Genomic DNA, 19,488 nt, shown 5'->3' on the forward strand with positions numbered 1-19,488 from the left:
GGCGCGCTGCGCCTCCCCGGTTCGTTCTGCGGGGTGTGAGCGAGAAGAACCGTGACGGAAAGCGCACCGCCCGCGAGCGGCTGGCGGCAGAGCGTGAGAAGCAGAAGTCCGCGGAGCGGCGGCGGCGCACGCTGATCGTGGCCGCGAGCGTCGTCTGCGTGCTGGGCCTGGCCTCGGTGATCGGCGTGCTCGCCGCGAACCACGGCAAGGACGACAGCGGCAGCAAGACCGCGGGCCCGGTCGTGGCCCCCTCCGGGGCGACCGGCAAGGACAGCCTGGCGATCCAGGTCGGCAAGGACAGCGCCAAGCCGACGCTCACGGTGTGGGAGGACTTCCGCTGCCCGGCCTGCCAGGCCTTCGAGACGGCGTACCGCTCCACGCTCCACGAGCTGACCGACTCCGGGCAGCTCAAGGTGCAGTACCACCTGGTCACGATCATCGACGGCAACCTCGGCGGCACCGGCTCCAAGCGCGCGGCCAACGCGGCGGCCTGCGCCCAGGACGCCGGAAAGTTCCGCGACTTCCACGACGTGCTGTACGAGAACCAGCCCGAGGAGACCAACGACGCCTACTCCAGCAACGCCAAGCTGATCGAGCTGGCGGGCAAGGTGAGCGGCCTCGACACGCCCGCCTTCCAGAAGTGCGTCAACAGCGGTACGCACGACAGCTGGGTCACCAAGTCCGCCGCCGCGTTCTCGGCCGGCGGCTTCACCGGCACCCCGACCGTCCTCTTCGACGGCAAGAACATCTACGCGGACCAGACGATGACCCCCGCGAAGCTGAAGCAACTGGTCCAGGCCGCCGACAAGGGATGACAGGGGGTAAGCGGGCGGGCCGGTTTTCACACCGGCCCGTTATGGAGCCGTAGCCGGGCCGCTTGCCGCGGTCACGGTCCGGCACGGTAGCGTCGACCCTGCCATGGAAACACTTGCCTACATTCCCAGCCCTTCGCGCGGAGTGATCCACCTCGGTCCCATTCCGCTGCGCGGCTACGCCTTCTGCATCATCATCGGCGTCTTCGTCGCCGTCTGGCTCGGCAACAAACGCTGGGTCGCCCGCGGCGGCAGGGTCGGGACGGTGGCCGACATCGCTGTCTGGGCCGTGCCGTTCGGCCTCGTCGGCGGTCGCCTGTACCACGTGATCACGGACTACGAGCTGTACTTCAGCGAGGGCCGCGACTGGGTGGACGCCTTCAAGGTGTGGCAGGGCGGCCTCGGCATCTGGGGCGCCATCGCGCTCGGCGCGGTGGGCGCGTGGATCGGCTGCCGCCGCCGTGGCATCCCGCTGCCCGCCTGGGCCGACGCCCTCGCCCCGGGCATCGCCTTCGCCCAGGCCATCGGCCGCTGGGGCAACTGGTTCAACCAGGAGTTGTACGGCCGCGAGACCCACCTCCCCTGGGCGCTGCACATCACGTCCTCGACGGACGGCCGGGTCCCGGGCTACTACCACCCGACCTTCCTGTACGAGTCTTTGTGGTGCGTCGGTGTCGGCTTCCTCGTCATCTGGGCCGACCGCCGCTTCACGCTGGGCCACGGCCGGGCGTTCGCGCTCTACGTCGCCTCGTACTGCGTGGGCCGCGGCTGGATCGAGTACATGCGCGTCGACGACGCCCACCACTTCCTGGGCCTGCGGTTGAACGACTGGACCGCGATGATCGTCTTCGTCCTCGCGGTGGTCTACATGGTCATCTCGGCGAAGAAGCGCCCGGGCCGCGAGGAGGTCGTCGAGCCGGAAGCGCCGACGGACACGGACGACGGCGACGACTCGGCCACGGCGGAGGCCCCGAAGACCGACAAGGCCGACGCCCCGGAGACCGAGGAAGACGCCCCGGAAACCGAAGAGGCGGTCGCGGACACGAAGAAGGACGAGCCCGAGTCGGCGAAGAAGAGCTGACGACCGGTTCTACGACGACGAGGGCGCCCCGGGCTCGACGGGGCGCCCTCGCCGTGTGTCAGGTCCGGCGGGCCGACGTGAGCGTGCGCCGCGCCGCGGCCACGATCGCCGCGTCGACGAACCGCCCGCACGGCAGCGCCTGGGCGCCCTCCTCCCGCACGGCCGCCTCGACGATCGTCTCGGCCTCTTCGAGTTCACGGTCGGTCGGCAGGAACGCGCGCTCGATGACCGGGAGTTGACGGGGATGGATCGCCGCCCGCCCCAGGAAGCCCAGGGCCCGGCCGTGCGCGCAGGAGGCGGCCAGCCCCTCCAGGTCGCGGATGTCCGGGTGGACCGACTGGGGCGGCGGGGCCAGCCCGGCCGCCCGCGCGGCGACGACCACCCGCGACCGGGACCAGTCGAGCCCCGCGTCCTCGCGCACGCCCAGGTCGGCCCGTAGATCCGCCTCGCCGAGCGAGATGCCGCGCAGGGCGGGGTGCGCGGAGGCGATCGAGAAGGCCCGTTCGATGCCGAGGGCCGTCTCCAGGAGGGCGAACAGGGGGAGGCCGCCCGTGCTCTCCGCCACGGCCGCGACCTCCTCGGCGGACGTCACCTTCGGCAGTCGCAGGCCGGACACGCCCGGGAGGGGGGTCAGGGCCTTGAGGTCGTCCGCCGCCCAGGGGCTGTCCGGGGCGTTCACGCGGACGTGGACACCGGGCCGGGGCTCCGACAGCAGCTCGGCGGTGGCCGCGCGGGCGTACTCCTTGCGGCCGGGGGCGACGGCGTCCTCCAGGTCGATCACGACCACGTCGGCGCCCGCGACGAGGGCCTTGGCGACCACCTGAGGCCGGTCGCCGGGGACGTACAGCCAGGTCAGCGGGTACGGAGTCACAGGGCGCCCGCCTCTCGCAGAGCGGTCAACTCGGCCTCGGTCAGGCCGAGTTCGGTCAGCACGGTGTCCGTGTCGGCGCCGTGCGGACGGCCCGGCCAGCGAATGGCGCCGGGGGTGGCGGAGAGACGGAAGAGGACGTTCTGCATGCGCAGCGGGCCGAGTTCGGGGTCGTCGACGGTGGTGATCGTGTCCAGGGCCTGGTACTGCGGGTCCGTCATCACGTCCCGTACGTCCTGGATCGGGGCCACGGCCGCCTCCGCCTTCTCGAAGGCGGCCAGGACCTCCGCGCGGGTGTGCCGTGCGATCCAGTCCCCGACCGCCGCGTCGAGGACGTCGGCGTGCCGGGCCCGGTCCGCGCCCGTCGCGAACCACGGTTCGTCGATCAGCTCCGGGCGGCCCACCAGGCGCATCACGCGCTCGGCGATCGACTGCGCCGAGGTGGAGACGGCGACCCAACTGCCGTCCGCCGTACGGTAGGTGTTGCGCGGGGCGTTGTTCTGCGAGCGGTTGCCGGTGCGCGGCTGGACGTGACCGAGCTGGTCGTACCAGAGGGGCTGGGGGCCGAGCGCGGTCAGGATGGGCTCGATGATCGCCATGTCCACCACCTGGCCTTCGCCCGTGCGGTCCCGGGCCGCGAGGGCCGTCATCACCGCGTACGCCGTCGCCAGGCCCGCGATCGAGTCGGCGAGGCCGAACGGCGGGAGCGTCGGGGGTGTGTCCGGTTCGCCGGTGATCGCGGCGAAGCCGCTCATCGCCTCGGCGAGGGTGCCGAAGCCGGGACGATGCGCGTAGGGCCCGAACTGGCCGAACGCGGTGACCCGGGCGAGCACCAACCTCGGGTTGGCGGCGGAGAGTTCGGCCCAGCCGAGGTCCCATTTCTCCAGGGTGCCGGGACGGAAGTTCTCGATGACGACGTCGGCGGTGGCCGCGAGGCGGAGCAGGGTGGCGCGCCCGCCCGGCTTCGACAGATCGAGCGTGATGGCCCGCTTGTTGCGGCCCAGCAGCTTCCACCACAGGCCGACACCGTCCTTGGAGGGGCCGTGGCCCCGGGACGGGTCGGGCTTCGCCGGGTGCTCGACCTTGATGACCTCGGCGCCGAAGTCGCCGAGCATGGTGGCGGCCAGCGGCCCGGCGAAGAGTGTCGCCAGGTCGAGAACGCGCAGGCCGGACAGGGGAGTTGTGGTCGGCTCGGTCATGAGGCGTACTGCTTGTCGATCTCCGCGCGGTAGGGCATCGAGGCCGTCGCCCCCGGCCGCTGGACGGAGAGGGCCGCCGCCGCTGCCGCCCAGCCCAGCGCGTCCCGTGTCGGGCGCCCCTCGGCGAGGGCGACCGCGAGCGCGCCGACGAAGGTGTCGCCCGCGCCCGTCGAGTCCACGGCGGTCACCCGCGGCGCGGGGACGGTGAACGGCTCGGCGCCCCGGGCCGCGTACAGACTGCCCGCCGCGCCCAGGGTGACGATCACCTCGGGCACCTGGCCGAGCAGGACGGCCGCCGCCTCGCGCGGGTCGGCGCGGCCGGTGAGGGCGCGGGCCTCGTGCTCGTTGGGCACCAACAGGTCGGTGGCGGCGAGGAGTTCGGGTGGCAGGGGTTGCGCGGGTGCGGGGGTGAGGATGGTCCGCACACCGTGCCGGCGGGCCGCCTCGGCGCCCGCGACGACCGCGGCGAGGGGGATCTCCAGTTGGAGGAGGAGGGCGTCGGCGGAGGCGATCAGGGCCTCGTCGCCGGGGGCGAGATGGTCGACGGTGCCGTTGGCGGCGGGGATCACCACGATCGCGTTGCCGCCCTCGTCGTCCACCACGATGTGCGCGGTCCCGGACGGGCCCCGGACGGTGCGCAGATGGTCGGTGTCGACGCCGGAGTGCTCGAAGGTGGACCGGAGTTGTGCCCCGTAGGCGTCGTCGCCGACCGCTCCGACGATGGTCACGTCGGCGCCCGCGTGGGCCGCGGCGATGGCCTGGTTGGCGCCCTTGCCGCCGGGGATCGTGCGGAACTCCCGTCCCGTCACGGTCTCTCCGCGCCCCGGGGCCTTCGTGACGTAGGCGACGAGGTCCATGTTCGTGCTGCCGAGCACGGCGATGAGGGTCATGGGCGGGCGGTCTCCTGGTGGGTGAGCCGGGCGAGGGTGTCGAAGCCGATGCCGTTGAAGTCGCCTACGGAGGTGGCGAGTCGGTTCTTGAGGGGGGCCGTCCAGCGGTCGGGGAGCGCGGCCGGGGTGCCCGCGAGCAGGGCGGAGACCGAGCCGGCCGTGGCGCCGTTGGAGTCGGTGTCGAGGCCGCCGGAGACCGCACGGCAGACGGAGCCGGTGAAGTCGCCGTCCGCGTGGGTGAGGGCGGCGACGATCAGCGCGGTGTTGGGGATCGCGTGGACCCAGTGGTGGGTGCGGGCGTGGGTGGCGTGCAGTTCGTCCACGACGGTGTCGAAGTCCCGGTGTCTCCGGGCCAGTTGGAGGGCGTGCCGGACGGCCCCGGCGAGGCGGGAGGCGGGCGGTACGACCGTCAGGCCGGTGCGCAGACAGCCGTGGACGTCCTGGGTGCCGGTGGCCGCGACCGCGATGACGGCCGCCGTGAACATCGCCGCGTAGACGCCGTTCGCGGTGTGGGTGAGGGTGGCGTCGCGGTGGGCCTGTTCGGCCGCCGCGCCCGGGTCCCCGGGGTTGGTCCAGCCGTGCACGTCGGCGCGGATCAGGGCGCCGATCCACTCGCGGAACGGGTTGCGGTGGCGGGCCGTTCGCGGGGGTTCGAGGCCGGAGAGCAGATTGCGGTAGGCGACGCGTTCGGCGGTGAAGGTGCGGCCCGCGGGGAGTTCGTCCAGCCAGAGCTTCGCCACGTCGTCGGTGGTGAAGTCCTTGCCGTGGCGTTGCAGCAACAGAAGGTTCAGTAAAGGGTAGTTGAGGTCGTCGTCCTCGGGCATGCCGTCGATGTTCTCGGCGAGGGAGGTGGGGGCGGAGCGGCGGTTCCAGGGGTGGGCGGCGAGGAGTTCGGCGGGGACGCCCCGGGCGGTGAAGTAGCCGTCCAGGGGCCAGTTGCCCGTCACCTGGGCGAGTCGGCGGATGCCGTCCAGGGTGATCTTCTCGACCGGTTTGCCGAGGAGACAGCCCACGGCCCGGCCCAGCCAGGCGGCCTGAAGGGTGGCCGGGCGGGGCGGGGAAGCGGCCTGCGGGGCGGGCCAGTCGGGGCACAGGGCCCTGATCCTCGCGAGGTCCGTCGGCTCCTGGTCCGCCAACCGGCTGGGCAGGTCGGCGAGTTCGTCGAGCAGGTCCTCGGCGAGCAGCCGGAGGTAGCGGGAGGCCGGTCGCGCGGACGCGCCGGTCCGGTCCGGGGCCTGCGCACCGCCCGCCGCCCGCCAGCGGGCCGCGATGGCCGAGGGCTCGCGCCCGTCCTGGACGGCCTGGCGCAGTTCGTGGCCGAGCAGGTCCTCCGGCTGGACCCAGGTCAGTCGGAGCACCGCTCCCCTCCGATCCCGGTGAACGCGGCCTCGTGCGCCCGGCGTCGGCGGACGTCGCGTGCGAACACCTCGCGGGTCACGGCGGTGAGCGTGGCCGCGGGTTCCCACAGGTCCAGGCGGCTGGCCTCGGCGACCGTCTTCGACCAGTCCTGTGGAACCGGCGAACCGAGGGCCCCGGCCACCGCGCCCGCCATCGTCGCGATCGAGTCGCAGTCCCGGCCGTAGTTCACCGAACCCAGCACCGCGTGCCGGTAGTCGCCGCCGGAGACCACCAACATGCCCAGCGCGACCGGGAGTTCCTCGATCGCCCGGGTGCGGGACGGGCGGCGGGCGTCCAGGGAGGGGGAGCGGTAGACGGGGCCCACCGTGTCGTACGGCGCGACCGCCTCCCGCAGCGGAGCCAGCGCCGACTCGAAGTCCGAGTACCGGGCGGCCACTTCGCAGACCTTCTCGATGGCGGTGCGGGTGCCGTCCTTCGCCAGGGCGAGACAGGCCGTCACCACCGAGTCGGGGGTCGCGCCCGGTGCGCAGGCCGCGGCGACGGCCGCCGCAAAGACACCGGCCGCCTCACGGCCGTACGACGACTGGTGGGCGCCCGCGATGTCGATGGCCTCGGCGTAAGCCCCGGCGGGATGCGCCGCGTTGACCAGGCCGACCGGCGCCATGTACATCGCGGCACCGCAGTTGACGATGTTGCCGACGCCGGCCTCGCGGGGGTCGACATGGCCGTAGTGGAGCCGGGTCGCGAGCCACTTCTCGGCCAGGAAGATCCGCTGGAGCGGGATGGCCTCCGCCTCCAACTCCGGGATCCAGCGCGGGTTCGTGATCAGGTCGGGGACCAGGTGGTCGGCGACGGAGTAGGCGTCGAGGTGGTCGCGGACGGTCGCGTAGACCCGTACCAGAGCATGGGTCATCAAGGTGTCGTCGGTGACGTGGCCGTCGCCCTTGTGGTACGGCGCGATGGGGCGGGCGGTGCGCCACGCGTCGCCGTTCCAGGGGCCGACGACGCCGTGCACACGACCGCCGTGGCGTTCGAGGATCTGGTCGGGGGAGTAGCCCTCGACGGGACCGCCGAGGGCGTCGCCGACCGCGGCGCCCACGAGGGCTCCGGCGATCCTCTCCTCAAGGCTGCTTTCTGGTTCTTTGGGCGTCATGCACCGAATCATCCTCCTGGCGGGGGCGGTTGTGTCGCTACCAGGAGTTCGGCGAGTTCCACCAGGTCGGTGCCGGTGAGGCGGGGGAGGGCGCAGCCGGAGAGGGTGCGGCAGGCGTCCCGCCAGGCGGACGGGATCGCCCGGCCGCCGCTCAACGCGCCGGTGAGAGCGCCCGCGAGGGCGGGCGCGGAGTCGGCGACGCGGGAGAGACAGGCAGCGGCGGGGACCGCTTCCGCGATACGGCCCCGGGCCGCGATGGCGAGCGCGAGGGCGACCGGGACGGTTTCGGCGGCGGCGATGCCGTAGCTGTAGACGTGGTCCACGATCTGGTGTTCCAAGAGGGGGATCAGCGCGAACGCGTTGTCGCAGCCCCGGGCCAACTCCAGTGCGTGGCGTGCGTTGCGGCCGATCTCGGTGGCTTCGGGCAGTTCGGCCAGGGCCGCCGCCGCGCAGTCGTCCACGGTCGCGCCGACGAGCGCGAGGGCGAGGGCCGCCGCCATGGCTCGCGCGCCGTGCACCCCGTCGCCGTCCTGGGTGTAGCGGGCGTCGAACTCGGCGAGGGCGGCGGCGCGTTGGGGGTCGCCGGGGTGGGCCACGGCCAGCACGCAGGCCCTGACGCAGGCCGCGTCGTCGAAGTAGTGGGGGTTGTCGTGGCCGGTGGCGGGTGGCCGCAGACCGGCGGCGAGGTTGCCGAGCCCGGCGCGTACCGAGATACGGGCGCGCAGGGGGAGCACGGCGGACTCGACCTCGGGGGCGCGGTCAGCCGCCGCGGCCACTTCGCTGGCCACGGCGTTCCAGCCGAGGTCGATGGCGGCGCGGGTCCGGCGTTCCCTGCTGAGGTCGCCGAGGACGGTGTCGTCGCCGGCCCGCAGTACGGCCTCCGCGGTGAACGCCGCCCACTCGGCGTCGTCGGAGGGGCCCAGGCGGAGCGGCTCGGGCGGTTGGTTCAGGGCGATGGGGACGGGGAGTGTCGTGGTCGCGTTCTGCTCGGCGAAGGTGTCGAGTTCCCGGGTCAGCCGGCGGGTCCACTCCGGCATCCGGGCGGCGCGGTGCCGTGCGGCGGGCCAGCCGGCGGCATCCCCCGCGGCGAGCCCGAGCAGCAGCCCCTCCACCCGGCGCACCTCGCCCTCGACGGCGGCGAGCGGCCCCGCCGCCGGGCGACCGCGCTCGGCCGCTCCCACGCCCACGTTCCCTCCCATGCTCAGGTCCCCTCCCGCTTCCGTGTCCACCGGATACTGCGGGGTGTTCGCGTCCCCGGCGGCGAGCCCGTCGCCGTGGGCCGTCCTCATACCCGCACCTCGTCCTGGTCGCGTCGCACCGCGCCACCCCACTTGGTGTCCTCTCCCGGTACCAGCAACTCCGCGATGTCCAGGACGTGATGGCCCGCCATCGCCGGCAGGCAGCTGCCCCGGGCCGGGCCGATCGCCGACGCCCAGTCGGCGGGGATCGAGGAGACGCCTCGCGTGGCGCCCGCCAGCGCGCCGGCCACCGCCGCCGTCGTGTCCGCGTCGCGGCCCATGTTGACCGCCGTGAGGACGGAGTCCACGAAGTCGCCGTCCGCCGCCGCGTACGCGCCGAAGGCCAGGGCGACCGCCTCGGGGGCCAGGTCGGTCCAGGGGTACCCGCCGATGACGACCGCGGAGCGGACCGCGCGTTCGCCGCGGTGGGCGACCGCCACCGCCCGGCGCAGCGAGCGGGCCGTCCAGGAGTCGTCCGGGACGACCGCGAGTGCCGAGGCGACCACCGCGATCGTCGGCGCTCCCGCCATCGCCGCGGCCACTCCCGCCGCGACCGCCTGGCCGCCGTAGATGCCCTCGCCGTCGTGGCTGACCGAACCGTCGATCGCGACCAGGCGGGCGGCCTCGGCGGGGCGGCCGGCCGCGAAGACGCCGAAGGGGGCCGCCCGCATGGCCAGGCCGTCGCTCCAGGCGTGCCGGTGCTGGGCGGAGATGGGGGCGGCGAGGCCCCGGCGGAGGTTCTCCAGGGTGCCGCGTTCGCTGAAGCCCGCGCCCCGGAAGGGGCCCTCGTCGCGGTCCGCGATCCACTCGTGCCAGGCCGCTTCCACATGGGAGGGCGTCAGGGCCGAACCGTGGCGGGCCAGGAGCAGGCCGGAGAAGATCGCGTACTCGGTGTCGTCCGTGCCCGCCGGGTGCTCCGCCACGTATCCCTCGATGCGGCCCCAGCGGGCGCGGATCTCCGAGGGCTTCATGTTCTCGGCGGGTGCCCCCAGGGCGTCCCCGACCGCGAGGCCGAGCAGCGCGCCGCGCGCCCGTTCGCGGAGTGCGGTGGCCTTCTCGGGCGCCGGGACCGGGGGAATGCGGGCGATCGATGCCATGCGCGGCCTCTCCCTACGGGGTTCCCTCAGAGCGCCTCGGGGCGCGGAACCCTTTGCGGATGTCTGCCACGGGAGGCCTTCGGCAGAGCCTGACGGAGCGCAGCATCACCCGGTCGACATCTGATGGGTAGCTGGCTCGGATGAGCGTTCGAGGGTAAACGTGCAGGTTAGCCCAGCCTTTCCTTGCTGGTGGGCGGGAAATGAAAGGCGTATGTTCGGTGTTGTCGAACAATGGAATCTGTCTAAACTTAGCCTAGCCTTAGCTTTCTGGGGGATCACCGCATGGCCGTCATCGAGACCGGGGCGACGCTCCACGAGGCGCACCGCGACAACCACACCCACCGCGATGTGAACGGCGGCTGGCTGCGCCCCGCGGTGTTCGGCGCGATGGACGGTCTCGTCTCCAACCTCGCCCTGATGACCGGAGTCGTCGGCGGCGCCGTGGGTCATCAGACCGTCGTCATCACCGGACTGGCCGGACTCGCCGCCGGCGCCTTCTCCATGGCGGCCGGCGAGTACACCTCCGTCGCCTCCCAGCGCGAGCTGGTCGAGGCCGAACTCGACGTCGAGCGGCGGGAGTTGCGCAAGCACCCGGAGGACGAGGAGGGCGAGCTGGCCGCCCTCTACGAAAGTCGCGGGGTCGAGGCCGATCTGGCCCGTGAGGTCGCCCGGCAGCTCTCGCGCGATCCCGAGCAGGCCCTGGAGATACATGCCCGGGAGGAGCTGGGGATCGACCCGGGCGACCTGCCCTCGCCGCTCGTGGCCGCCGTGTCGTCCTTCGGCTCGTTCGCGCTGGGCGCGCTGCTTCCCGTGCTGCCGTTCCTGCTCGGGGCGACCGCGCTGTTGCCGGCGCTGCTGCTCGCGTTCCTCGGGCTGTTCGGCTGCGGTGCGGTGGTGGCCCGGGTGACCGCGCGGACCTGGTGGTTCAGCGGGCTGCGGCAGCTCGCGCTGGGCGGTGCGGCGGCCGGTGTGACGTACGCCCTGGGCACCCTGTTCGGAACGGTCGTAGGATAGCTCGACGCGCACTTATGCGGAGGTCTGCATAAGTAGCCGTTACTCGCTGGTTTCGAACGCTTAACCACTGGGCATGAGCCGTAAGCGCCGCAGGCAATGACGCCTGGGGCGCACCCGCGGGACGGGCGACGACGCTCCCTCTGCCCTGGACCGGTGGACACCGATCTGTCCGCTTCGGTCCCCTTGACCTCCACCGCCTGTGCGGTGCCGCGCCGCCACCCTGCGGCGTCCGCATGTTGGAACGGAGTATCCGGTTCCCGAGAGCCGCTCCATCATGTAACCTGCACGAAATTTTGCGCTTACCCCGCAGAGGGCCAACGTCGTCCCTATGCACTTGCATATGCCACGACGACGACGGGAGAGCCGATGCGTACGCCGCGCCAGCCGTCCCAGCAGCCCACGAATGGCCAGAACTGGTCCTTCATGGATGCTCGCCCTGCCGCGCAGGGTATGTACGACCCCCGCAACGAGCACGACGCCTGTGGCGTCGGCTTCGTGGCCACCCTCACCGGCGAGGCGAGCCACGCGCTGGTCGAGCAGGCGCTCACGGTGCTGCGCAACCTGGAGCACCGCGGTGCGACCGGTGCCGAGCCCGACTCGGGCGACGGCGCGGGCATCCTGTCCCAGGTGCCGGACGCCTTCTTCCGTGAGGTGGCCGGATTCGACCTCCCCGCCGCCGGTGGATACGCGGTCGGCATCGCCTTCCTGCCGAAGGACGGCACCGACTCCGCCGTCTCACAGATCGAGACGATCGCCGCCGACGAGGGCCTCACCGTCCTCGGCTGGCGCGAGGTCCCGGTCGCCCCCGAACTCCTCGGCGCCACCGCCCGCTCCACCATGCCGCTCTTCCGGCAGGTCTTCGTGAGCGACGGCGAGACCCAGGGCATCGACCTCGACCGCAAGGCCTTCGCGCTGCGCAAGCGCGCCGAGCGCGAGGCCGGCGTCTACTTCCCGTCGCTGTCCGCGCGGACCATCGTCTACAAGGGCATGCTCACCACCGGTCAGCTGGAGCCCTTCTTCCCGGACCTGTCCGACCGGCGCTTCGCCTCCGCGATCTCCCTCGTGCACTCCCGGTTCTCCACCAACACCTTCCCGTCGTGGCCGCTGGCCCACCCGTACCGCTTCGTCGCGCACAACGGCGAGATCAACACGGTCAAGGGCAACCGCAACTGGATGGCGGCCCGCGAGTCCCAGCTCGTCTCCGACCTCTTCGGCGACCAGGACAAGCTCGACCGCGTCTTCCCGATCTGCACGCCCGACGCCTCCGACTCCGCGTCCTTCGACGAGGTGCTGGAACTCCTCCACCTCGGCGGGCGTTCGCTGCCGCACTCGGTGCTGATGATGATCCCGGAGGCGTGGGAGAACCACGACTCCATGGACCCGGCCCGGCGCGCCTTCTACCAGTTCCACTCCACGATGATGGAGCCCTGGGACGGCCCGGCCTGCGTCACCTTCACCGACGGCACCCAGGTCGGCGCGGTCCTCGACCGCAACGGCCTGCGCCCCGGCCGCTACTGGGTCACCGACGACGGCCTCGTCGTCCTCGGCTCCGAGGTCGGCGTCCTCGACATCGACCCCGCGAAGGTCGTCCGCAAGGGCCGCCTCCAGCCCGGCCGGATGTTCCTCGTGGACACCGCCGAGCACCGCATCATCGAGGACGACGAGATCAAGGCCGCCCTCGCCGCCGAGAAGCCGTACGCGGAATGGCTGGAAGCCGGCGAGATCGAGCTGTCCGACCTGCCCGAGCGCGAGCACATCGTGCACACCCACGCCTCGGTCACCCGCCGCCAGCAGACCTTCGGCTACACCGAGGAGGAGCTGCGCGTCATCCTCGCGCCGATGGCCAAGGCCGGTGCCGAGCCGATCGGTTCGATGGGCACCGACTCGCCGATCGCCGCGCTGTCCTCGCGCCCGCGACTGCTCTTCGACTACTTCACGCAGCTGTTCGCGCAGGTCACCAACCCGCCGCTGGACGCGATCCGCGAGGAGCTGGTCACCAGCCTCCGTTCCTCGCTCGGCCCGGCGAGCAACCTGCTGGAGCCGACGGCCGCGTCCTGTCGTAGCGTCACCCTGCCCTTCCCGGTGATCGACAACGACGAGCTGGCCAAGCTCATCCACATCAACGCCGACGGCGACATGCCCGGCATGAAGGCCGCGACCCTCTCCGGCCTGTACCGGGTCTCCGGCGGCGGCGACGCCCTCGCCGCCCGCCTCACCGAGATCTGCGCCGAGGCCGACGCGGCCATCGAGAACGGCGCCCGGCTGATCGTCCTCTCGGACCGGCACTCCGACGCCGAGCACGCGCCGATCCCCTCGCTGCTGCTCACCGCCGCCGTCCACCACCACCTCATCCGCACCAAGCAGCGCACCCAGGTGGGCCTGCTGGTCGAGGCCGGTGACGTCCGCGAGGTCCACCACGTCGCCCTGCTCATCGGCTTCGGCGCCGCCGCCGTCAACCCGTACCTGGCGATGGAGTCCGTCGAGGACCTCGTCCGCGCGGGCACCTTCCTCACCGGCATCGAGGCCGAGCAGGCCATCCGCAACCTGATCTACGCGCTCGGCAAGGGCGTCCTCAAGGTCATGTCCAAGATGGGCATCTCGACGGTCGCCTCCTACCGGGGCGCCCAGGTCTTCGAAGCGGTCGGCCTGGACGAGCGGTTCGTGGGCGCCTACTTCAGCGGCACGGCCACCAAGATCGGCGGCGTCGGCATCGACGTCATCGCCAAGGAGGTCGCCGCCCGGCACGCCAAGGCGTACCCCGCCTCCGGCATCGCGCCCGCCCACCGCGCCCTCGACATAGGCGGCGAGTACCAGTGGCGCCGCGAGGGCGAGCCGCACCTGTTTGACCCGGAGACGGTCTTCCGCCTCCAGCACTCCACCCGCACCAAGCGCTACGACATCTTCAAGAAGTACACGGACCGCGTGAACGAGCAGTCCGAGCGCCTGATGACGCTGCGCGGGCTCTTCGGCTTCAAGTCGGACCGCCCGTCGATCTCCATCGACGAGGTCGAGCCCGTCTCCGAGATCGTCAAGCGCTTCTCCACCGGCGCCATGTCGTACGGCTCCATCTCCCTGGAGGCGCACGAGACCCTCGCCATCGCCATGAACCAGCTGGGCGGCAAGTCCAACACCGGTGAGGGCGGCGAGGACCCGGACCGGCTCTACGACCCCGCGCGGCGGTCCGCCATCAAGCAGGTCGCCTCCGGCCGCTTCGGCGTGACGAGCGAGTACCTGGTCAACGCGGACGACATCCAGATCAAGATGGCCCAGGGCGCCAAGCCCGGCGAGGGCGGCCAGCTGCCCGGCCACAAGGTCTACCCGTGGGTCGCCAAGACCCGGCACAGCACCCCCGGTGTCGGTCTGATCTCCCCGCCGCCGCACCACGACATCTACTCCATCGAGGACCTGGCTCAGCTGATCCACGACCTCAAGAACGCCAACCCGGCGGCACGTATCCACGTGAAGCTGGTCTCCGAGGTCGGCGTCGGCACGGTCGCCGCCGGTGTGTCCAAGGCGCACGCGGACGTCGTCCTCATCTCCGGCCACGACGGCGGTACGGGTGCTTCGCCGCTCACCTCCCTCAAGCACGCGGGTGGACCTTGGGAGTTGGGCCTCGCCGAGACCCAGCAGACCTTGCTGCTCAACGGACTTCGGGACCGGATCGTCGTCCAGACCGACGGCCAGCTCAAGACCGGCCGTGACGTCGTCATCGCCGCGCTGCTCGGCGCCGAGGAGTTCGGTTTCGCGACCGCGCCGCTCGTCGTCTCCGGCTGCGTCATGATGCGCGTCTGCCACCTCGACACCTGCCCGGTCGGCATCGCCACCCAGAACCCGGTGCTGCGCGACCGGTTCGCGGGCAAGGCCGAATACGTCGTGAACTTCTTCCAGTTCATCGCCGAGGAGGTCCGCGAGATCCTCGCCGAGCTGGGCTTCCGCACCATCGAGGAGGCCGTCGGCCAGGCCGGCACGCTCGACGTCGAGCGCGCGGTGGACCACTGGAAGGCACAGGGCCTGGACCTGGCCCCGCTCTTCCACGTGCCCGAACTCCCCGAGGGCGCCGCCCGCCACCAGGTCATCGTGCAGGACCACGGCCTGGAGAAGGCGCTCGACAACGAGCTGATCAAGCTCGCCGCCGACGCCCTCGCCGCGTCCAGCGCCACCGACGCCCAGCCGGTCCGCGCCCAGATCGCGATCCGCAACATCAACCGCACGGTCGGCACCATGCTCGGCCACGAGGTGACGAAGAAGTTCGGTGGCGCGGGCCTGCCCGACGACACCATCGACATCACCTTCACCGGCTCGGCCGGCCAGTCCTTCGGCGCCTTCCTCCCGCGCGGAGTCACCCTGCGCCTGGAGGGCGACGCCAACGACTATGTCGGCAAGGGCCTTTCGGGCGGCCGGGTGATCGTCCGCCCCGACCGGGGCGCCGACCACCTCGCCGAGTACTCCACCATCGCGGGCAACACGATCGCCTACGGCGCGACCGGCGGCGAACTGTTCCTGCGCGGCCGGACCGGTGAGCGCTTCTGCGTCCGCAACTCCGGTGCCACCGTGGTCTCCGAGGGCGTGGGCGACCACGGCTGCGAGTACATGACCGGCGGCCGGGCCGTCGTGCTCGGCGAGACCGGCCGCAACTTCGCGGCGGGCATGTCCGGCGGCATCGCCTACGTCGTCGACCTGAACCCCGACAACGTGAACGTCGGAAACGTGGGCGCCGTCGAGGAGTTGGACGACACCGACAAGCAGTGGCTGCACGACGTGGTGCGCCGCCACGCCGAGGAGACCGGCTCCACGGTCGCCGAGAAGCTGCTCGCCGAGTGGGCCGTCGCCGTGGACCGCTTCAGCAAGATCATCCCCAGTGCCTACAAGGCAGTGCTCGCCGCCAAGGACGCCGCCGAGCGAGCGGGTCTCTCCGAGACCGAGATCACCGAGAAGATGATGGAGGCGGCGACCAATGGCTGACCCGAAGGGCTTTCTGAACCACGGGCGCGAGGTCGCCAAGTCCCGTCCCGTGGACGTCCGGTTGAAGGACTGGAACGAGGTCTACGTCCCCGGTTCGCTGCTCCCGATCATCGGCAAGCAGGCCGGCCGCTGCATGGACTGCGGCATCCCGTTCTGCCACAACGGCTGTCCGCTGGGGAACCTGATCCCCGAGTGGAACGACTACGCCTACCGGGGCGACTGGACGGCCGCCTCCGAGCGCCTGCACGCGACGAACAACTTCCCCGAGTTCACGGGCCGGTTGTGCCCGGCTCCCTGCGAGTCGGCGTGCGTGCTGGGCATCAACCAGCCGCCGGTGACCATCAAGAACGTCGAGGTCTCCATCATCGACAAGGCCTGGGAGACGGGCGACGTCGCCCCGCAGGCCCCGGAGCGCCTCTCCGGCAAGACCGTCGCGGTCGTCGGCTCGGGCCCGGCGGGCCTGGCCGCCGCCCAGCAGCTGACCCGGGCCGGCCACACGGTCGCCGTCTACGAGCGCGCGGACCGCATCGGCGGCCTCCTGCGCTACGGCATCCCCGAGTTCAAGATGGAGAAGCGGCACATCAACCGCCGCATCGAGCAGATGCGCGCGGAGGGTACCCGCTTCCGCACCGGCATCGAGATCGGCGTCGACCTCAAGGCCACCGACCTGCGCAAGCGCTACGACGCGGTCGTCATCGCCGCCGGTGCCACCACCGCCCGCGATCTCCCCGTCCCCGGGCGGGAGTTGACCGGTGTCTACCAGGCGATGGAGTACCTGCCCCTGTCCAACAAGGTGCAGGAGGGCGACTACGTCACCGCCCCGGTCTCGGCCGCGGGCAAGCACGTCGTCGTGATCGGCGGCGGCGACACCGGCGCGGACTGCGTCGGTACGGCCCACCGCCAGGGCGCCGCCTCCGTCACGCAGTTGGAGATCATGCCGCGCCCCGGCGACGAGCGGAACCCGGTCTCCCAGCCCTGGCCGACCTTCCCGATGCTCTACAAGGTGACCTCCGCGCACGAGGAGGGCGGTGAGCGGGTCTACTCCGTCAACACCACCCACTTCGAGGGCGACGAGGACGGCAACGTCCAGTGGCTGCACCTCGTCGAGGTCGAGTTCGTCGAGGGCAAGCTGACCCAGAAGCCGGGCACCGAGCGCAAGATCCCCGCCCAACTGGTCACCCTGGCCATGGGGTTCACCGGCACCGACCGCGAGAACGGCCTGGTCGACCAGTTCGCCCTGGACCTCGACGAGCGCGGCAACATCGCCCGCGACGCCGACTTCCACACCAACGTCCCCGGCGTGTTCGTCGCCGGTGACGCGGGCCGCGGCCAGTCCCTCATCGTGTGGGCCATCGCCGAGGGCCGCTCGGCCGCCCGCGGCGTCGACCGCTTCCTCACGGGCGCCAGCGAACTCCCGGCCCCGATCCGCCCGACGGACCGTTCCCTGCTGGTCTGACGGTTCATCAATAAGCGTCCCGTACAAAGGCGTACGGAACACATCGCGGCGCCTGCCCCGTCCCCGACCGGACCCGGGCAGGCGCCGCAGCACTGTCACGGCACCCGGTACGTCTCGCCGTACACCTTCCACACCAGCGGTGTCCGCAGCTCCAGGTTCCCCTCGTCCAGGAACTTTCGCTGGGCCGTGTCGACGCGGGAGGTGTCGATGCCGGGGTGCATGGTCCGCATCGCGGCGCGGCGGATGTCGAGGAAGACGCTCAAGTAGGCTTTCTCGTCGCCGCCTTGGGCCGGGGGCCGGGCCTGTCGCAGCGCGCGCTCCCGGATGCCGTAGAAGCCGTCCGTGCCCGGACCGTGGAAGACCATCGCGTCGTAGTAGATGAACTGCCCGAGCGGGCCCAGGCCGTCGCGTTTGGCCGCGTCGACCGCCGGGTCGAAGTAGACCCGGTCGCGTTCCGCGTCCTGGGCCGCCTGGAAGGCGGGGACCTTGGCCTCGGCGCGCCAGGCGGCCGGGAAGCCCGGGTCCAGGCCCTGGTGGGAGTCGGTGCCGTCGACCTTGCGCAGGGCCGTGAGGTAGCGGGCGAGGCCGTTGCCGGGGTGTTCGGCGGTGTAGCGCTCGACGAGGACGAGCAGGTCGTGGGTGCCGGTGCAGAAGCCGATGATGCCCGCCGTGTAGCCCTGGCCGTCACCGATGTCCTGCACATATCCGTACGCGCTGCGCCAGTCGAGCGTCGAGTTCTCGGCGCTGGCCACCAGCTCCTGCGCGAGGTTCTTCATGGCCGGCGCGGCCAGTCCCTCGGGTGTTCTGGGGTGGGTCGCGGCGGACGGGCGCGCGGGCCGCGGTTCGGTGTGGGCGGTGAGTGAGGAGCCGTAGGCCGTCGCGGCGATGGCGACGGGTACGGCGGCGAGCATCAGGACGCCGGCGCGTTTCATGGGGCCAGAGTAGGGGCGGTTACGTCCGATATTCCGGGGGTTGGGGGGACATTGAACCTGCCGGACCTCCGTGGCGTAATCTCGGTCCTTTCGCCGTGATCCGAAGGGAGTCCCTGTGGCCGCGATCTCGCTCAGCAAGGTCGAGGAGACCGCGCCCGCGCTGGTCAGCCTGTACAAGAGCGCCGGGGTCTCGCTCCGCAAGCACGGGCTGGACGGGCAGCGGGCGGCCGTCTATCTGGTCGTGGACTACTCGGGCTCCATGAAGCCGTACTACAAGGACGGCAGCGTGCAGGCCCTCGCCGACCGGGTGCTCGGCCTGTCGGCGCACCTGGACGACGACGGGACCGTGCCGGTGGTGTTCTTCTCGACCGAGGTCGACGCCGTCACGGACATCGCCCTCGCCGACCACGCGGGCCGGATCGACCGCGTGGTGGCGGGACTTGGGCACATGGGCAAGACGAGTTACCACCTGGCCATGGACGCGGTCATCGACCACTACCTCGACAGCGGCTCCAAGGCGCCCGCGCTCGTCGTCTTCCAGACGGACGGCGGCCCGATCAACAAGCTCGCCGCGGAACGGTATGTGTGCAAGGCCGCGAGGCTGCCGATGTTCTGGCAGTTCGTCGGGTTCGGCGACGCCAGGAGCAAGCAGTTCGAATTCCTTCGCAAACTCGACGAGTTGGCGGTGCCGCAGAAGCGGGCGGTCGACAACGCGGGCTTCTTCCACGCCGGTTCGGACCCGCTGCGGATGTCCGACGCGGAACTCTACGACCGGCTCGTGGGCGAGTTCCCGCAGTGGCTGTCGGCGGCCCGCGAGCGGGGGATCGTCCAGTGACCCGTCCGCTGCCCGCCTCGGCCCGAACCGCCGTGCCCTGGAAGAACGGTGGCGGTGTGACGCGCGAGATCGCCGCCCGGCCCGAGGGCTCGGGCATGGACGACTTCGCCTGGCGGGTGAGCCTCGCCGAGGTCGGCGCGGACGGGCCGTTCTCCGCCTTCCCCGACGTCGACCGGACCTTGACCGTGGTCGAGGGCGCGGGCATGGACCTCACCGTCGACGGCACCCGGCAGCTCGTCGACACCCGTTACGCGCCACGGGACTTCAGAGGCGATGTGCCGACCGACTGCCGGCTGCTGGACGGCCCGGTCATCAACCTCAACGTCATGTGGCGCAGGGGCGCGGTCGCCGCCGCCCCCACGGTCGCCGTCGTCCGGGGCCGGCTGCCGCTGCGCCCGGACACCCTGGTCGTGGCCCTGGACGGAACCGCGGAGCTGGCCGGAGCGACCCTCGGGCCGTACGACGCCCTGTGGCTGGGCGAGGAGGCCGTGCTGCACGCCCGGGGCCGCGCCGCCGTGATCGGATGGTCGCCGTCCGCTGACGCACCGTTGGCTTAACCCGGCCCCCGTGACACCCTGTTGGGTGATCCGAC

Annotated in this window: 15 protein-coding genes; 7 read left to right on the forward strand and 8 right to left on the reverse strand. The window is 71.9% G+C overall.

Translation table 11 applies throughout. The annotated features are described in order from the left end of the window. Nucleotides 1-35: 35 nt before the first annotated feature. Nucleotides 36-815, forward strand: coding sequence for a DsbA family protein (locus tag ACIQPR_RS31275; protein WP_403655071.1), 780 nt, complete (start codon nt 36-38; stop codon nt 813-815). 103 nt (nt 816-918) lie between these two features. After that, entirely contained in the window at nt 919-1,893 is a 975-nt protein-coding gene (gene lgt / locus ACIQPR_RS31280) for a prolipoprotein diacylglyceryl transferase (protein ID WP_403655073.1), read from the forward strand. Between the two features lie 58 nt (nt 1,894-1,951). On the opposite strand, the gene ACIQPR_RS31285 is transcribed toward lgt, so the two are convergent. Genes ACIQPR_RS31285 through ACIQPR_RS31315 form a run of 7 tightly spaced genes read right to left on the reverse strand, consistent with a single transcriptional unit; the run spans nt 1,952 to nt 9,697 of the window. Next, complete coding sequence (locus ACIQPR_RS31285; RefSeq protein ID WP_403655075.1) at nt 1,952-2,764, reverse strand: HpcH/HpaI aldolase/citrate lyase family protein; 813 nt, start codon at nt 2,762-2,764, stop codon at nt 1,952-1,954. Continuing rightward, nucleotides 2,761-3,960: a CaiB/BaiF CoA transferase family protein gene (locus ACIQPR_RS31290; protein WP_403655077.1), complete on the reverse strand. Its 1,200-nt coding sequence runs from the start codon at nt 3,958-3,960 to the stop codon at nt 2,761-2,763. The genes ACIQPR_RS31285 and ACIQPR_RS31290 overlap by 4 nt, the downstream gene beginning before the upstream one ends. After that, nucleotides 3,957-4,850, reverse strand: coding sequence for a ribokinase (rbsK, locus tag ACIQPR_RS31295; RefSeq protein ID WP_403655079.1), 894 nt, complete (start codon nt 4,848-4,850; stop codon nt 3,957-3,959). The genes ACIQPR_RS31290 and rbsK overlap by 4 nt, the downstream gene beginning before the upstream one ends. After that, complete coding sequence (locus ACIQPR_RS31300) at nt 4,847-6,208, reverse strand: ADP-ribosylglycohydrolase family protein (RefSeq protein ID WP_403655081.1); 1,362 nt, start codon at nt 6,206-6,208, stop codon at nt 4,847-4,849. Before ACIQPR_RS31300 ends, rbsK begins: the two co-directional genes overlap by 4 nt. After that, the gene (locus ACIQPR_RS31305; protein ID WP_403655083.1) at nt 6,196-7,362 is read right to left on the reverse strand and encodes an ADP-ribosylglycohydrolase family protein; all 1,167 of its coding nucleotides are present in this window, start codon (nt 7,360-7,362) and stop codon (nt 6,196-6,198) included. The genes ACIQPR_RS31300 and ACIQPR_RS31305 overlap by 13 nt, the downstream gene beginning before the upstream one ends. Nucleotides 7,363-7,370: 8 nt before the next feature. Continuing rightward, nucleotides 7,371-8,651 carry an ADP-ribosylglycohydrolase family protein gene (locus tag ACIQPR_RS31310; protein ID WP_403655085.1) on the reverse strand — a complete coding sequence of 427 codons (1,281 nt, stop codon included), beginning with the start codon at nt 8,649-8,651 and terminating at the stop codon, nt 7,371-7,373. Then, the gene (locus ACIQPR_RS31315) at nt 8,648-9,697 is read right to left on the reverse strand and encodes an ADP-ribosylglycohydrolase family protein (RefSeq protein WP_403655087.1); all 1,050 of its coding nucleotides are present in this window, start codon (nt 9,695-9,697) and stop codon (nt 8,648-8,650) included. Before ACIQPR_RS31315 ends, ACIQPR_RS31310 begins: the two co-directional genes overlap by 4 nt. A 282-nt stretch (nt 9,698-9,979) precedes the next feature. Between ACIQPR_RS31315 and ACIQPR_RS31320 the strand changes: the two genes are divergently transcribed. From ACIQPR_RS31320 to ACIQPR_RS31330, 3 genes are all read left to right on the forward strand, one after another. Beyond that, complete coding sequence (locus tag ACIQPR_RS31320; RefSeq protein ID WP_403655089.1) at nt 9,980-10,711, forward strand: VIT1/CCC1 transporter family protein; 732 nt, start codon at nt 9,980-9,982, stop codon at nt 10,709-10,711. Nucleotides 10,712-11,077: 366 nt separating this feature from the next. Next, entirely contained in the window at nt 11,078-15,673 is a 4,596-nt protein-coding gene (gene gltB, locus ACIQPR_RS31325) for a glutamate synthase large subunit (RefSeq protein WP_403655091.1), read from the forward strand. Then, nucleotides 15,666-17,129 (forward strand): glutamate synthase subunit beta, encoded by a 1,464-nt coding sequence (locus ACIQPR_RS31330; RefSeq protein WP_403655093.1) that lies wholly within the window; start codon nt 15,666-15,668, stop codon nt 17,127-17,129. The genes gltB and ACIQPR_RS31330 overlap by 8 nt, the downstream gene beginning before the upstream one ends. 95 nt (nt 17,130-17,224) lie before the next feature. Here the strand turns inward: ACIQPR_RS31330 and ACIQPR_RS31335 are convergent, their stop codons facing one another. After that, on the reverse strand, nt 17,225-18,061 hold the full coding sequence (locus ACIQPR_RS31335) for a chitosanase (RefSeq protein WP_403655095.1): 837 nt from the start codon (nt 18,059-18,061) through the stop codon (nt 17,225-17,227). 115 nt (nt 18,062-18,176) lie between these two features. Between ACIQPR_RS31335 and ACIQPR_RS31340 the strand changes: the two genes are divergently transcribed. Together ACIQPR_RS31340 and ACIQPR_RS31345 are read left to right on the forward strand one after the other, a co-directional pair. Then, entirely contained in the window at nt 18,177-18,896 is a 720-nt protein-coding gene (locus ACIQPR_RS31340) for a vWA domain-containing protein (RefSeq protein ID WP_403655097.1), read from the forward strand. Then, nucleotides 18,893-19,453, forward strand: coding sequence for a HutD family protein (locus ACIQPR_RS31345; protein WP_403655099.1), 561 nt, complete (start codon nt 18,893-18,895; stop codon nt 19,451-19,453). The genes ACIQPR_RS31340 and ACIQPR_RS31345 overlap by 4 nt, the downstream gene beginning before the upstream one ends. Nucleotides 19,454-19,488 lie beyond the last annotated feature (35 nt).

The sequence above is a fragment of the Streptomyces sp. NPDC091280 genome (assembly GCF_044768565.1).
Taxonomy (GTDB): domain Bacteria; phylum Actinomycetota; class Actinomycetes; order Streptomycetales; family Streptomycetaceae; genus Streptomyces.